14 protein-coding genes are annotated in these 13,870 nt (G+C 70.8%); 5 read left to right on the top strand and 9 right to left on the bottom strand.

Translation table 11 applies throughout. The annotated features are described in order from the left end of the window. Positions 1–20: 20 nt before the first annotated feature. Positions 21–1,973: an ABC transporter ATP-binding protein gene (locus MTS1_RS15345; RefSeq protein ID WP_023955599.1), complete on the bottom strand. Its 1,953-nt coding sequence runs from the start codon at positions 1,971–1,973 to the stop codon at positions 21–23. A gap of 96 nt (positions 1,974–2,069) precedes the next feature. Here MTS1_RS15345 and MTS1_RS15340 point away from each other — a divergent pair, with 96 nt between their 5' ends. Beyond that, positions 2,070–2,606 (top strand): hypothetical protein, encoded by a 537-nt coding sequence (locus MTS1_RS15340; RefSeq protein WP_023955597.1) that lies wholly within the window; start codon positions 2,070–2,072, stop codon positions 2,604–2,606. Between the two features lie 4 nt (positions 2,607–2,610). On the opposite strand, the gene rraA is transcribed toward MTS1_RS15340, so the two are convergent. From rraA to MTS1_RS15315, 5 genes are read right to left on the bottom strand one after another with little or no spacing between them, the layout of a single operon-like run. Beyond that, entirely contained in the window at positions 2,611–3,078 is a 468-nt protein-coding gene (rraA, locus tag MTS1_RS15335) for a ribonuclease E activity regulator RraA (RefSeq protein ID WP_023955595.1), read from the bottom strand. Positions 3,079–3,100: 22 nt separating this feature from the next. Continuing rightward, positions 3,101–3,952, bottom strand: coding sequence for a sulfurtransferase (locus MTS1_RS15330; RefSeq protein ID WP_023955594.1), 852 nt, complete (start codon positions 3,950–3,952; stop codon positions 3,101–3,103). A 60-nt stretch (positions 3,953–4,012) separates the two neighbouring features. Then, complete coding sequence (locus tag MTS1_RS15325) at positions 4,013–4,396, bottom strand: RidA family protein (RefSeq protein ID WP_023955592.1); 384 nt, start codon at positions 4,394–4,396, stop codon at positions 4,013–4,015. A 43-nt stretch (positions 4,397–4,439) separates the two neighbouring features. Continuing rightward, positions 4,440–6,032: an amidohydrolase family protein gene (locus MTS1_RS15320; RefSeq protein WP_023955590.1), complete on the bottom strand. Its 1,593-nt coding sequence runs from the start codon at positions 6,030–6,032 to the stop codon at positions 4,440–4,442. After that, positions 6,029–7,408 (bottom strand): MFS transporter, encoded by a 1,380-nt coding sequence (locus MTS1_RS15315; RefSeq protein ID WP_023955588.1) that lies wholly within the window; start codon positions 7,406–7,408, stop codon positions 6,029–6,031. The genes MTS1_RS15320 and MTS1_RS15315 overlap by 4 nt, the downstream gene beginning before the upstream one ends. Positions 7,409–7,592: 184 nt before the next feature. Between MTS1_RS15315 and MTS1_RS15310 the strand changes: the two genes are divergently transcribed. Further along, the gene (locus MTS1_RS15310; RefSeq protein ID WP_023955586.1) at positions 7,593–8,276 is read left to right on the top strand and encodes a transcriptional regulator; all 684 of its coding nucleotides are present in this window, start codon (positions 7,593–7,595) and stop codon (positions 8,274–8,276) included. A 14-nt stretch (positions 8,277–8,290) separates the two neighbouring features. Here MTS1_RS15310 and MTS1_RS15305 read toward each other — a convergent pair whose 3' ends face one another. From MTS1_RS15305 to MTS1_RS15295, 3 genes are read right to left on the bottom strand one after another with little or no spacing between them, the layout of a single operon-like run. Next, positions 8,291–9,511 (bottom strand): putative amino acid aldolase or racemase, encoded by a 1,221-nt coding sequence (locus MTS1_RS15305; protein WP_023955584.1) that lies wholly within the window; start codon positions 9,509–9,511, stop codon positions 8,291–8,293. After that, positions 9,508–10,128 carry a bifunctional 4-hydroxy-2-oxoglutarate aldolase/2-dehydro-3-deoxy-phosphogluconate aldolase gene (locus tag MTS1_RS15300; RefSeq protein WP_023955582.1) on the bottom strand — a complete coding sequence of 207 codons (621 nt, stop codon included), beginning with the start codon at positions 10,126–10,128 and terminating at the stop codon, positions 9,508–9,510. Before MTS1_RS15300 ends, MTS1_RS15305 begins: the two co-directional genes overlap by 4 nt. Further along, positions 10,125–11,063 carry a sugar kinase gene (locus MTS1_RS15295; protein ID WP_023955580.1) on the bottom strand — a complete coding sequence of 313 codons (939 nt, stop codon included), beginning with the start codon at positions 11,061–11,063 and terminating at the stop codon, positions 10,125–10,127. Before MTS1_RS15295 ends, MTS1_RS15300 begins: the two co-directional genes overlap by 4 nt. Positions 11,064–11,239: 176 nt before the next feature. Here MTS1_RS15295 and MTS1_RS15290 point away from each other — a divergent pair, with 176 nt between their 5' ends. From MTS1_RS15290 to MTS1_RS15280, 3 genes are read left to right on the top strand one after another with little or no spacing between them, the layout of a single operon-like run. Then, complete coding sequence (locus MTS1_RS15290) at positions 11,240–12,181, top strand: ABC transporter ATP-binding protein (protein ID WP_023955578.1); 942 nt, start codon at positions 11,240–11,242, stop codon at positions 12,179–12,181. Then, positions 12,178–13,038 (top strand): ABC transporter permease, encoded by an 861-nt coding sequence (locus MTS1_RS15285; RefSeq protein WP_023955576.1) that lies wholly within the window; start codon positions 12,178–12,180, stop codon positions 13,036–13,038. Before MTS1_RS15290 ends, MTS1_RS15285 begins: the two co-directional genes overlap by 4 nt. Next, positions 13,035–13,862 (top strand): ABC transporter permease, encoded by an 828-nt coding sequence (locus tag MTS1_RS15280; protein WP_036305956.1) that lies wholly within the window; start codon positions 13,035–13,037, stop codon positions 13,860–13,862. Before MTS1_RS15285 ends, MTS1_RS15280 begins: the two co-directional genes overlap by 4 nt. The last annotated feature ends 8 nt before the right edge of the window (positions 13,863–13,870 follow it).

Genomic DNA, 13,870 nt, shown 5'->3' with positions numbered 1-13,870 from the left:
CGGGCCAGCGGGCGGCCGCGTCAGACCAGGAGCTGGTGCTTCGCGAGGTCGCGGTACAGCGGGACCGTGGCGACGAGCTCGGAGTGCGTGCCCTGGCCGACGACCCGGCCGTGGTCGAGCACCACGATGACGTCGCTGTCGACGACCGTCGAGAGCCGGTGCGCGATGACCACGAGGGTGCGACCCGTCGCGACGGCGTCGATCGCCTCGCGCATCCGCTGCTCGTTGAGTCCGTCGAGCGATGACGTGGACTCGTCGAGCAACAGGATCGGGGGAGCGGCCAGCAGCGCGCGGGCGATCGCGAGGCGCTGACGCTCGCCGCCCGAGAGCATGACGCCTGCCTCGCCGACGGGCGCCTGAAGACCGAGCTCGCTGCGCTCGAGCACCTCGCCGAGGTTGACGGCGCGCAGCACGCGCTCGCAGTCGGCGTCGGTGGCCTCGGGGGATGCGAGCCGCAGGTTGTCGGCGATCGTGCCCGCGAGCGTGGGGGCGTCCTGCTCGACATAGCCGAGTTGCGCGCGCAGCTCGGCGCGGGGGAGCGACCGGATGTCGTCACCCCCGACGAGCACCGCTCCGCCGGTGACGTCGTAGAACCGCTCGATCAGGGCGAGGGTCGTCGACTTGCCCGCCCCCGAAGGGCCGACGAGGGCCACGCGCGCACCGCGGGGAACGCGGAAGCTCACGCCGCGGAGCACCTCGCCCTCGGAGACGGCGGTCGCTCCGACTGTCGCTGCAGACGAGGCGGCGTCCGCACCGCTCTCCGGTGAACCCGTCTCATCGGCCGTGACCGCAGCGACCGCCGAGGTGTCGACGCGTGCGTCCGCGAGGGTTCGCAAGGCTTCGTCCGACGCCGAGCGCCGAGCCGCGACGACGGCCTCCGGGTAACGGAAGTGGACGTCGCGGAACTCGATCGCGACGTCGCTGTCGCCCGAGACGGCGACGCCGGCAGCGGCATCCGCATCCGTCGAGTCCTCCGTGGGCAGGTCGAGAACCTCCTGGATGCGGCCGAGCGCGCCGAGCGCCTGGTTGACCGAGGTGATCGCCCCGAGGAACGACGCCAGCGGCTGCACGAGGAAGAACAGGAACATCACGAACGTCACGAGGCTCGCGATCGAGATGGCTCCCGAGGCCACCCGGTATCCGCCGACGCCGAGCACGACGAGCAGCGACAGCTGCAGCGCGACGCCGGCGACCGGAACGACCAGGGCGGACGCCTTCGCGACGCGCACACCCGCGTCGTACGCCTGGCGCGCGGCTCCCGTGACGGCGGCCTCCTCGCGTTCGGTGGCTCCGGCGGCACGAATGGTGCGGATCGATCCGATCGCCCGCTCGACGCCCGACGCCAGCTCTCCGACCCGCTCCTGCTGCTCGCGCGTGGCGCGACGGATGCGGGTGCTGAGCCCCACCACGACGGCGACCGAGGCTCCGATCACGATGACGATGAGCAGCAGCAGAAGGGGGTCGATGAAGAGCATCGCGACGATGGCGCCGACGAAGATGAGCGCATTGCCGACCGAGTCGGCGAGCCCCTGGGTGAGCACGGCGTAGAGCAGGGTCGTGTCGGTTCCCACCCGCGAGACCAGGTCGCCGGTCCGTCGAGCGTCGAACTCGGAGATGGGCAGCCGGAGCAGGCGCGCGATGAGCCGGCGGCGGCTCGAGAACACGACCGCCGTGCCGGTGCGCTGGAGCAGATAGTGCTGGAAGGCTCCGATGGCCGACGAGACGACGACGAGGATCACCAGCGCCCAGACGAGGATGCCGAGGGTGTCGCCCGCCTGCACGCGCTCGATGACCTGTCCCACGACGAGGGGCTGTCCGAGGGTGGCCACGGCCTCGACGATGCTGAGCACCGCGACGGCCACGAGCACGCCCTTGTGCTCGAACAGGTAGGGGAGCAGCTGCGAGAGGCGGGCGCGGGGGCCGTCGTCGGTACGGCGGCGTCCGCCGCGCATGCGGCTGCGGGTGTCGGACATGCGGTCCCCTCGGTTCGTCGAAGCTCTCTCCTTCGACCGTACTTTCTTTCGTCGAGGGTGGTTGTCCGTTCGCGGTATCGATGGAAGAGTTCCCGGATGCGTTCGCTCACGAAACGTCAGTCGGCACCGCTTGCCGCGGTCGCGTTCGTCGTGCTCACCCTCACCGGTTGCACCGGTCCGGTCGCAGACGGCGAAGCGACAGAGCCGCCGGCATCCGCCGGTTCCACGCCATCTCCCACGCCGACATCCGACGCGCGCACCGACGAGCAGCAGTTGCCCCTGCCGGTCGATGAGATCGCGGACTGGGCCAAGACAGCGGTGCCCCGGTCGTCGGACACCGCCGGCATGGGGACGCTGTCGGGGTGGCTGAGTGAGCACACGTCCCCGCGCCAGACCTCGCAGTTCTCGTCGCTCCCCGCCGGGACGTATCAGGCGCAGGTCGCGTGCCGCGGCGGCGGCACGATCACGGTGACCGCGGGCCCGATCGACAGCGCGTCATCGGGCGATCCCGTGACGTGCGACAACAGCACGATCGCCTTCGACGTGACCATCGAGCAGCCGGGTGTGAGCGTCACCATGGACCTCGTCGGCGACCCCACCGTCTACGCGCTCTCGCTGGAGCGGACTGCTTAGCCGCTCAGCGCTCGACGAGCACGCCGTCGGCGTCGGCCCAGACGTGTCGCCCGGGCGTGAAGACGACGCCGCCGATGGTGACCGGAACATCGAGCTCGCCGAGGCCGTCCTTCGCGCTCTTGCGGGGGTTCGAGCCGAGCGCCTTGACGCCGAGATCGAGCGACGCGATCGCCACCCGGTCGCGGATCGCCCCGTTCACGATGATGCCCGCCCAGCCGTTGTCGACCGCCGACGCGGCGATCACGTCGCCAACGAGAGCCGACTCCAGCGACCCGCCGCCGTCGATGACGAGCACCGCCCCGCCGCCCGGCGTCGCGAGCACGCGCTTCACGAGCGCGTTGTCGCGATGGCAGCGGATCGTGCGGGCGGGGCCGTCGAAAGTCGTTCGGCCGCCGAGATCGAGCAGCGGGAGGGCAAGGGAGTCGAGCTCCTCGCCGCGTTCGTCGTAGAGATCGGCGGTCGCGGTCGTCATGCCGACAGACTAGCGACGCAGTTCAGGCACCGGTCGCGGCGGGCCGATCGGGATGCTGCGACCACTGGCTCCACGAGCCGGGGTAGAGCACCGGCCGGTATCCCGCGAGGCTGAGGGCGATGGCCTCGTGCGCGGCGCTGACGCCCGAGCCGCAGTAGACGCCGACCGTCGCGCCGGGTTCCGCACCGAGCGCGGCAAACCGTTCGCGCAGCTCGTCCGGGCTCCGGAACCTCCCCGAGTCGTCGTTGTTCTGCGTCGTCGGCGCGGACACCGCGCCGGGGATGTGCCCGGCCCGCGGATCCATCGGTTCGACCTCGCCGCGGAACCGTTCGCCGGCGCGGGCGTCGAGCAGCAGTCCGGTGCGGGCGAAGGCGAGGACGTCGTCGATCCCGAGCATCGGCAACGTCCCGGGCGAGACGACCGCGGTGCCCGGACGCACGGCCGGCGCGTCACCCTCCTCGAGGTCGAACCCCGCGTCGGTCCAGGCGGCCAGGGCGCCGTCGAGCACACGGACGTCGGCGATGCCGGCATCCCGCAGCACCCACCAGGCGCGGCCGCTCGCCAGGTTGGCGACATCGTCGTAGACGACGACGGTGTCGCCCCCGTCGATGCCCCAGTCGCGCACGGCCGCTTGCAACGTCTCGGGAGAGGGGAGCGGATGCCGGCCCTGCGCCGGCTCGCCGTGTTCGGCGAGCTGGGTGTCGAGGTCGGCGTAGCGCGCGCCGGGGATGTGGCCCGCGCGGAACGCGGGGCGTCCGTCGGGGCGGTCGAGCCACCACCGGACGTCGAGCACGCGCACGGGGCCGCCGTCGGGGTAGCGGCCGGCCACGAGCGCGGAGTGGAGTTCAGCGGCAGTGGTGAGGATCGACGACATCCTCTGATTCTGCCGTGCGGGCCCGGACCGTGAGGAGGCCCGGACCCGCAACGAATCGGATCAGCCCGCGATGCGTGCGACGAGATCGATCTCGACGAGGATGTCGGCCAGCTGCGAACCGACGGTCGTGCGCACCGGGAACGGCTCCGAGAAGAACTCGCGGTACGCGACGTTGAACTCGTCGAAGTCGGCGAGGTCGGCGAGGTGCACCGTCACCTTGAGGGCGTCGTCGAGGGTCGCGCCGTGCTCGGCGAGGACCGCCTGCAGGTTGCGGAGCACCTGGCGGGTCTGGTCGCCGACCGACTCCGGCTTCTCGCCGGTCACCGGGTCCTGCGGACCGAAGCCCGCGGTGAACAGCAGGTCGCCGCTGACGATGCCCTGGCTGTACGGGCCGGCGGGCTGCGGTGCGTCGGCGGTGCGGATGGCCTTCTTGGTGGTGGTCATGGGATCCCTTTCGTTTCTTGGGCGGGGTTCGGATGGGGCGTGGTCACGCCGCGGCAGCGGCCGCGTGGCGCAGCCCACCCCCGGGCGTGGCACCCGTGAGCTCGCCGTGCCGGAGCACGGTGCGCCCCGAGACGACGACGTCGTCGATGCCTTCGGCGAGCCGGAGCGGCTCATCGTACGTCGAGGCGTCGCGGACGCGCTCGGGGTCGACCACGGCGATGTCGGCGATCGCGCCGGGGCGGATCCGGCCCCGATCGCCGAGGCGGAACCGGTCGACCGGGTTCGTCGACAGGTGGCGGACGGCGGTCGGCCAGTCGAGGAAGCCGTGCTCGCGCACGTACGTCGCGAGGTACGACGGGAAGGTGCCGCGAGCGCGGGGATGCGGGTGCGCGCCGATGAAGATGCCGTCTGACCCGCCCATGTGGTGGGGGTGAGCGATCAGCCGTCCGAGATCGGCTACCGGCCGCTGGTCGCGGACGGCCATGATCACGTTCGCTTCGAGCCGCGACGCGGCAAGCAGGTCGAGCGCGGCGTCGACGGCATCCGTGCCGCGCTCGGCGGCGATCTCGGCCAGGGTGCGACCGTGTGCCCAGGCGAACTCGGGCGCGGGCGTGTGGGCGACCGTGATCATCTCGGGCCACTCGGGGCCGAGGCTCGGGTTGCGCGCCACGAGGGGGAACCACTCGCGACGCAGCCGGTCGCGCTCGGCCGGGTCTGCGAGCGCGGTGACCGCATCGGCCGGATCGGCGGCGTTCAGTGACGGGGGCAGCATCGTCATCGCCAGCAGCGAGCAGCCGCGCGTGTAGGGGTAGGCGTCGAAGGACGCCTCGACGCCCCGCTCTCGCAACAGTGCCATCAATCGCCACGCCTCGTCGGCGGGCGTGTGGAAGTGCGAGACGTGGACGGGAACCCCGGCGGTGAGACCGATGCGGGCGGCCTCGTCGACGCCGACCTCGGAGTTGAGCTCGTACCCGCCCCGCATGTGGGTCACATACGGAAGCCGGTGCTCGGACAGCGGCGCGCACAGGGCGGCGATCTCATCGGTGCTCGCGAACAGTCCCGGCACGTAGTCCAGGCCCGTCGACAGCCCGACCGCGCCCTCGGAGATGCCCTCGGCGACGAGCGCCACCATCCGCGCCCGCTCGTCGTCGGACGCGGGGCGGTCGCTGTCGCCCATGACCTCGTGGCGCACGGTGCCGGCAGGCACGAGGTACGCCACCCGCAGCGGGATCGCCCCGTCGTACGACGCGAGGAGCCCCGCGACACCACCGCCGCGGTAGCGCGGGTGGGGCCCGTTGATCGCCGCGAAGTAGCGGCTCGCGTGGCGGCCGTCGCCGGGTGCGAACGAGATGCCGTCCTGACCGCCGATCACCGACGTCACACCCTGGCGGAGGAGCGCGAGCTGCACGTCCCGGTCGAAGACGGCACCCTCCGCGTGCGAGTGCGCGTCGACGAAGCCGGGCATCACGACGCGTCCGCCGGCGTCGAGCACCTCGAGGTCGTCACGCTCCGCGAAGGATGCGCCGGGCGCCGTCACCGCTCGGATGCGCTCCCCGTCGACGAGGACGTCGGCGGGGACGGGCTCTGCGCCCGATCCGTCGACGACGACCCCGCCGGTGATGAGCAGACCGGTCATGCTGCGGTGTTCCGGGGTGCGTGGATCCGCCCGGCGTCGGCGGTGTCGGGGCGGATCGTCGCCGTCATGGTGGCGATGGCGCCGATGACGCAGATGACGGCGGCGTAGATCACGACCGGCCAGATGGCGCCGCTGGCCCAGCCGACGAGCGCCGTTGCGATCAGCGGCGCCAGTCCGCCGCCCAGGGTGTTGGAGAGCTGGTACCCGATGTTGACGCCGGTCGTGCGCTGCTCGACGTCGAACATCTCGGTGAGCATCGTCGACAGGGTGGCCTGCATCGCGACACCGGGGATCACGAAGCCGATGATCATGCCCAGCCAGATGAGCCAGGGCATGTGCGTGCCGTAGAGCATGAACGTGGGCCAGATCAGCAGGGCGAAGCCGAGGCAGCCGGCGACGTAGACGGTGCGACGGCCGATCCGGTCCGAGAGCGCGCCGTAGGCCGGGGCGACGAACACCTGCAGGAGCCCGACGATCATGGTCCCGATGAACCCGACCTGCGCCGCCGTGCCCGACGAGACCATGAACGACAGGCCGTAGGTCAGCACGATGTAACCCGCGATGGACTGCGGAAGGCCGATGAGGATGCCGAGCAGGGTGTTCTTCGGGTGACGGAAGACCTCGATCAGGGGAGAGCGGGGCTTGAGCCCCTGGGCGCGCACGGTGCGGGTGTGCTCGGCGAACTCGTCGGACTCTTCGAGCTTGCGGCGCAGCAGGATCGCGATGACCGCGAGGACGAGCGCGAACACGAACGGGATGCGCCATCCCCACGTCATGAAGAACGAGTCGGGGGTGAGGCCCAGGGCGGCCATCGCGCCGGCCGACGCGACGTTCGCGATGCCGGCTCCGGTGATGAGGAAGGCGCCGAAGAAGCCGCGTCGTCCCACCGGGGCGTGCTCGACGACCATGGTGGCCGCCCCGCCCATCTCGCCGCCGACGAACAGACCCTGCAGCGACCGCATCGTGATCAGCAGGATGGGAGCTGCCGCGCCGATCATCGCGTCCGGCGGGATCAGGCCGATCGCGGCGGTCGTCAGGCCCATGCCGATGACGGTGATGAGGAGGGTGATCTTGCGGCCCATGCGGTCGCCGATGTACCCGAAGACGATGCCGCCGAGCGGGCGGAACAGGAAGCCGACCGCGAAGGTCGCGAACGATGAGAGCTGGGCGATGAAGGGGTCGTTCGCCGAGAAGAACACCGCGGGGAACACGGCGGCGGCCGCGAGACCGTACAGGTAGTAGTCGAAATACTCCATCAGAGTGCCGATGGATCCGCCGGCGATGGCTCGCCGCTGCGCCTTCGTCAGGGGCTGTCCGGCGGTGCGGGTGCGGGTCGCGCCGCTGCGGGGCGGTGCGGTCGGTGTCGTGTTCACCATGTTCTCCTCGGTATGACCGCAACGTCGCGGCTGGCCTGCATCGGGGTGGAGCTTCCCGGATACGAATCTCGGGCGTCGAAACGCTAGCACGATGCTTACTGCGATTCTATGTGGTTAGCAGAAATTATTAATACACGCGTAACGACCGTGACACAATGGGCGCACGACAGACGGGAGATCCACCGTGAACAAGCTCCTCCCCGCCGAAGGAGCGGTCTTCGCCGACATCGAGGACGCCCATCGGACGCTCGCGCCGCTCATGACCGCCATCGCCGCGGCCGTCGGCGACCACTGCGAGGTCGTGCTGCACAACCTCACCGCGGGCGACCTCGAGCACTCGGTGTACGCGATCGTCAACGGGCATGTGAGCGGGCGCGGTGTCGGCGGCCCGTCGACGAACCTCGGGCTCGAGGTGCTCCACGACGAGACCGCCGATCACAACGCGTTCGGATACCGGGCGCGCACGCACGACGGCCGCGACCTGCTCAGCTCGTCGGTGTACTACCGCAATCCCGAGGGGCGCATCATCGCGGCCTTCTGCATCAACATCGACCTCACGCCCATGCAGCGCGCCGCAGACCTCGTGGCGTCGTTGGTGCCCGCGCCCCGCGCCGCTGCCGACGCGGCTCCCCAGGAGCTCGTCGGACAGGACGTCTCGAGCGTCCTCGACGAGATGATCACCGACGCCATCGCCATGGTCGGCAAGTCGCCCTCGTCGATGTCGAAGGCGGATCGCATCGAGGTGCTGCGTCTGCTCGAGACCCGCGGTGCGTTCCACATCAAGCGCGCAGCCGACAAGGTGTCGTCGCGTCTCGGCGTCTCGCGTGTCACCGTGTACGGCTACCTCGACGAGGTGCGTCGCGGCTGACGCCGCCGCCGCGCTCAGAAATACGTCTCGACGGCCTCCGTCACCGCCGCCGCGCCGTCGGTGACCGGGACGAGTCGCCATTTGTCGAACGCCGTGCAGGGATGCGACAGCCCGAGCCGCACCACCTCGCCCACCTGGATGCGCTGTTCACCCGTCCAGCGGAGGAAAGCGTGCTGATCGTTCATCGCGCTGATCTCGGCTCGCAGCGGCCGTTCCGGGGCGCCCAGTTCGCCGGCGATGCCGAGGGGTACCGGCAGGCCCTCGTCGAAGGGCAGATCGCGCTTCCCGCCGTCGAGGAGGGCGAGGCCGGGCTCGGGCTGCGAGACCACGCGCGCGTAGGCGAACATCGCGGTGCGCAGCGGGATGTCGTCGTCTCGCACGCGGTCGGGGTCGAGAGGCGAGATCGACCGGTAGAAGCCGCTGTCGTGCGCGAGGTACGCGCCGGAGCGCAGGATCGCGCGCGCGTCCGGCATCCCGCCGATGCCCTCGGCGACGAGGTCGAAGAACGCGCTGCCGCCCGCTGTCACCCAGGGCACCTCGGGCATGAGCGGACGCACGCGCTCGACGAGGTCGCGCATGCGCGAGCAGAAGGCGCGGACGGCCGCGAGGGCGACCTCCGAGCGGTCGTGGGCGAGAGCGCCTTCGTACCCCGCGATTCCGCGCAGGGTGAGCCGGTCGGATGCGGCGATCGCCTCGGCCGTCGCGATCGCCGAGGCGTCGTCTCGGGCGCCCGTGCGTCCGTGCGCTGCGCCGATCTCGGTGAGGACGCCCCAGCGCGCGCCCGCCGGCAGCTCCGCGGTCATCCGGGCGACGACCTCGCGCGAGTCGGCCCAGCTGACCACCTCCTGATCCGGGTGCTCGTCGAGCCAGTCCGCGATGCGGCGCAACAGGGCCCCGTCCGTGCACGCGTTCGCGATCTGCACGGTCGGCACGCCGGCGCGCAGCGCCACTTCTGCCTGCCATCCGGTGGCGACGGTGATGCCGGTCGCCCCGGCCGCGAGCTGACGCCGCCACAGCTCCGGCGCCATCGTCGTCTTGCCGTGCGGCATCAGCTCGAGGCCCCGGCGCTGCGCCCAGGCGGCCATCGTGTCGATGTTGTGCTGCAGGGCGGGGCCGTCGAGCACGAACAGCGGGGTCGAGAACGAGCTGAGGGGAGTGTCGAGGTCGTCGATCGGGCGGCCGTCGAGGCCGGCCGGGAACGACTTGTCGCGCCACGAGACCGTGCGGGCGCTCACTTGTTCATCACCTCGGCGAGACGCGCCAGTTCGGCAGCATCTGCGAGGGCGGATCCGACGGCTACGACGCGCGCGCCTCCGTCGAGGAATGCCGGCGCGTTTCGCGCATCCATCCCGCCGGTCGCGACGAAGGACACGTCGGGGAAGGGGCCGCGCATCATGGTGAACCACGACGGGCCGAGCGCGGCCGCGGGGAACGCCTTCAGCCAGCGCAGACCGGCGCGTCGCGCCTGGTGGATCTCAGACGCTGTCGCGACTCCCGGAAGCGACGGCATCCCCGCGTTCTCGCTGGCTCGCACCACCTCGAGGTCCCAGCCGGGGCTCACGGTGAACGTCGCGCCGGCCGACGCGGCGTCGCGCACGGTCCGCGCGTCGACGATCGTTCCCGCTCCCACCTGCTTGCCGCGGGCGCGGCCCGCCTCGACGACGGCGGTCAGCGCATCGAGGTCGACGGCGGTCTGGATCGGCACCTCGACCGCGTCGATACCGAGGTCCCAGGCGGTCTCGGCCAGCTGCAGGCTGCGCTCGACGCCCATCCCGCGGAGGATCGCCATGATGGGTGAGCCCGCGAACGCGTGGTCGAACCACGAGCCGGCGGTGTCTGCGAGGGTGTTCATGCTCGTCCTCTCGACGATGGTGACGGATCGGGCTGGGGAACGTCGGATGTAGCCGCGAGAGCGCGGGCGGCGGTCGCGTGTCCGTTCTCGAGGCGGCGCCGGGCATCGCCGCCGCGGATCAGCTCGCCGAGCCATCCCGCCGCGAACGCGTCTCCGGCTCCCACGGCCTCGACGACCTCGACGCGGTGGGCGGGCACGGTGACGACGTCGACCGGTCCGAACTCCGTCGCCTCGACGTCGGCGTCTTTCACGACGAGGTGCGGGACGTGCGGGAGATGCGAGCGGATGTCGGCCGCCGTGCTCGTGCCCCACAGCCGTTCGGCCTCGTCCCGGCCGACGAAGACCGCGTCGGCGCGCGCCGCGGCGTCGGCGATCGTTCGCGCGGCCGCCTCCGCATCGGGCCACAGGGCGGGTCGATGGTTCACGTCGAAGCTGACTCGAACGTCGTGCGAGCGCGCGGCGTCGATGGCGGCGTGGACGAGATCGCGGCACGAGGGGGAGAGGGCGAGCGTGATGCCCGTCAGATGGACGGTGTCGACCGTGGACCAGTCCACGACATCGAGCGCCGCGGGCGACAGGCGGGATGCCGCTGAGCCGGCGCGGTAGTAGTGGACGCCGTGGCCGGGGTCCTTGATGTAGACGCCGGTCGGTGCGCCGTCGTCGATGACCACGCCGTCCGTGCTCACACCGTGGCTCTCGATCCGACGCCGGATGCGGCGTCCCAGCGGGTCGTCGCCGAGGGCGCTGAACCATCGGGCGCTCAGCCCGGCGGCGGCGAGGTGGCAGGCGAGGTTCGACTCCGCGCCGCCCGCCTCCAGGCGGAAGTCGTAGGCGGACTCGAGCGGCTCGGCTCGCGCCGGGGCGACGAGAGCCATCGTCTCGCCGATGCTCAGCACGTCGATCGCCCGAGACCGCGGGTTCGCCGGTTCGCTCACGCGACCCCCCTTCCGCGGGCGGGCCCGCTTCACGTTGGTTTGACTCTTCCGCGGGCGGGCCCGCTTCACGATGGTTTAACTCGAATTATGCGGGGTTGACGAAAATCTTGCAAGAGTGGTCCGCTGGTGGTCTCCGGCGCCCCGGCGATGTCCGGCCGCATCGCTAGTGTTGTCGCGTGCCAGAATCCGTCATCTCCGCTCGTGGGCTGCGCAAGACCTATGCCGTGAAGGGCAAGCCCGACTTCGTCGCCGTCGACGACCTGTCGTTCGAGGTGGCGCCGGGCGAGTCCTTCGGGCTGCTCGGCCCGAACGGTGCCGGCAAGTCGACGACGATGAAGATGATCGGTGCGGTGTCCACCCGCAGCGGCGGCGACCTGGAGATCCTCGGGCTCGATCCCGATCGATACGGACCCGAGATCCGGTCGCGGCTCGGCGTCGTGCCCCAGCAGGACAACCTCGACGGCGAGTTGAACGCCCGCGAGAACCTCTACATCTACGGGCGGTACTTCGGCCTGCCGGGCAAGGTGTGCCACGAGAAGGCCGACGAGCTCCTCGCCTTCGCGCAGCTCGAGGACAAGGCGAAGAACAAGGTCGACCAGCTCTCGGGCGGCATGAAGCGGCGCCTCACGATCGCGCGCGGTCTCATCAACGATCCGCGCATCCTGCTGCTCGACGAGCCGACGACGGGCCTCGACCCCCAGGCCCGCCACGTGCTGTGGGACCGGCTGTTCCGGCTGAAGGAGCGCGGCACGACGCTCGTGCTCACGACGCACTACATGGACGAGGCCGAGCAGCTGTGCGACCGGCTCATCGTCGTCGACAAGGGGCGGATCATGGCCGAGGGCACCCCGGCCTCCCTCATCCGCGAGCACTCGAGTCGCGAAGTGCTCGAGGTGCGGTTCGGCTCCGACCGCAACGAGTCCGCAGCGGTGCAGCTGCGAGGCATCGGCGACCGCGTCGAGGTGCTTCCCGACCGCATCCTCGTCTATGCGCACGACGGCGAGGCCGCCCTCGAGCGCGTGTCCGCAGCCGGCCTCACGCCGCTCACGAGCCTCGTGCGCCGCTCGAGCCTCGAAGACGTCTTCCTGCGCCTGACCGGACGGTCGCTGATCGAATGAGCACGCGAACCGCGCACCCCACACTCGACGAGCTGCGCGCCGAGGCGCTCGCCGGCGGTCGCAGGCCCCGGCGCTACGGCACCTGGTACGTCGCCGAGCACATGATCCGCGCCATGCGCGCCTACGGCTGGACGATCGTGGTCGGCGCCGTCGGGCAGCCGATCATGTATCTGCTCGGGCTCGCGGTAGGCCTCGCGGCCCTCATCACCGCGCCGATCTCCTCCCACGGGCAGGAGGTCGGGTATCTGCCGTTCGTCGCGCCGGCGCTGCTCGTCACCGCCGCGATCGCGGTGGCCTCCGAAGAGATGACCTATCCGGTGATGGCGGGCTTCAAATGGCGCCGCTACTTCTACGGATTCAACGCGTCGGCACTGTCGAGCCCCCAGATCGCGAACGGCGTCATCATCGGTGCCACGGCGCGGATGATCGTCGCCGTCTCCGCGTACTACCTCTTCATCTGGCTCCTGCCGTTCGGGGCGGTGCCGAATCCCGCCACGGGGTGGCTGTCGATCCTCGCGGGCGTTGCGGCCGGTATCGCCTTCGGCATCCCGCTCATGGCGTACGCCGGGTCGATCCAGGACGACAAGGGGCAGTTCGCTCTCGTGCAGCGGTTCATCTTCATGCCGATGTTCCTGTTCTCGGGCACGTTCTACCCCGTCGAGACCCTGCCGATCGGCCTGCAGTGGATCGCGTGGATCTCGCCCTTGTGGCACGGCGCCGAGCTGGGGCGCGCGGCGACCTACGGGGCCGACATCGGTGCCGGGATGATCGCCGTGCACGTGCTCTACCTGCTCGCGCTCGCCGCCGTCGGGTACCTCTGGGGCCGGCGCGTCTTCACCGAGAGGCTCGCGAAATGAGCGCCATGATCGAGCGGGGTGCACCGGCGGGACGGCGCGGCGGCGTGCGGGCGCTGTGGGCGGGCAACCCCGGCGCAGTCGTGCAGCGCGGTCTCATCGCGGCGCGCTCGTCGAGCTGGATCGTCGTGCTCTCGGGCTTCTTCGAGCCCGTGTTCTATCTCGCGTCTCTGGGCATCGGGCTCGGGGCCCTCATCGGCGAGGTCGAGACCTCGTCGGGCGCTGCGGTCCCGTACGCCGCCTACATCGCTCCCGCGCTCCTCGCGGTCTCGGCGATGAACGGCGCCGTGTACGACTCGACGTGGAACGTCTTCTTCAAGCTCAACTACGGCAAGCTCTACGAGGGCATGCTGTCGACCTCGCTGGGCCCGCTCGACGTCGCCCTCGGCGAGATCCTCTACGCGCTGCTGCGCGGTCTGGTCTACGCCACCGGATTCATGATCATCATGCAGGTGCTCGGCCTCAATCTCGCGTGGACCGCCGTGCTCGCGCTCCCGGCGGTGCTGCTCATCGCCTTCGGGTTCGCGAGCGTCGGAATGGCGGTCACGAGCTATATGAAGACGTTCCAGCACATGGACTGGATCAACTTCGTGCTGCTGCCGATGTTCCTGTTCTCGGCGACGTTCTACCCGATCACGGTCTATCCCGAGTGGGTGCAGGTGATCGTGCAGGCGCTGCCGCTGTGGCACGGTGTCGAGCTGATCCGCGGCCTGACGACCGGCATTCTCTCCGCCGGAATGCTGTGGCACGTGCTCTACTTCGTCGTCATGATCGCGCTCGGTCTCGTCTTCACCACGAAGCGGTTACGCGCCCTGTTCCTCGGCTGACCGTGCCC

Origin of the sequence: Microbacterium sp. TS-1 (assembly GCF_000509385.1) — a bacterium.
In the GTDB taxonomy this organism is placed as follows: domain Bacteria; phylum Actinomycetota; class Actinomycetes; order Actinomycetales; family Microbacteriaceae; genus Microbacterium; species Microbacterium arborescens.
This window is presented reverse-complemented; position numbering and strand designations above follow the sequence as displayed.

Coding starts and splice junctions, on each gene's coding strand:
- MTS1_RS15345 (WP_023955599.1), bottom strand. CDS start 1,973: ATGTCCGACACCCGCAGCCGCATGCGCGGCGGACGCCGCCGTACCGAC.
- MTS1_RS15340 (WP_023955597.1), top strand. CDS start 2,070: ATGCGTTCGCTCACGAAACGTCAGTCGGCACCGCTTGCCGCGGTCGCG.
- rraA (WP_023955595.1), bottom strand. CDS start 3,078: ATGACGACCGCGACCGCCGATCTCTACGACGAACGCGGCGAGGAGCTC.
- MTS1_RS15330 (WP_023955594.1), bottom strand. CDS start 3,952: ATGTCGTCGATCCTCACCACTGCCGCTGAACTCCACTCCGCGCTCGTG.
- MTS1_RS15325 (WP_023955592.1), bottom strand. CDS start 4,396: ATGACCACCACCAAGAAGGCCATCCGCACCGCCGACGCACCGCAGCCC.
- MTS1_RS15320 (WP_023955590.1), bottom strand. CDS start 6,032: ATGACCGGTCTGCTCATCACCGGCGGGGTCGTCGTCGACGGATCGGGC.
- MTS1_RS15315 (WP_023955588.1), bottom strand. CDS start 7,408: ATGGTGAACACGACACCGACCGCACCGCCCCGCAGCGGCGCGACCCGC.
- MTS1_RS15300 (WP_023955582.1), bottom strand. CDS start 10,128: ATGAACACCCTCGCAGACACCGCCGGCTCGTGGTTCGACCACGCGTTC.
- MTS1_RS15285 (WP_023955576.1), top strand. CDS start 12,178: ATGAGCACGCGAACCGCGCACCCCACACTCGACGAGCTGCGCGCCGAG.
- MTS1_RS15280 (WP_036305956.1), top strand. CDS start 13,035: ATGAGCGCCATGATCGAGCGGGGTGCACCGGCGGGACGGCGCGGCGGC.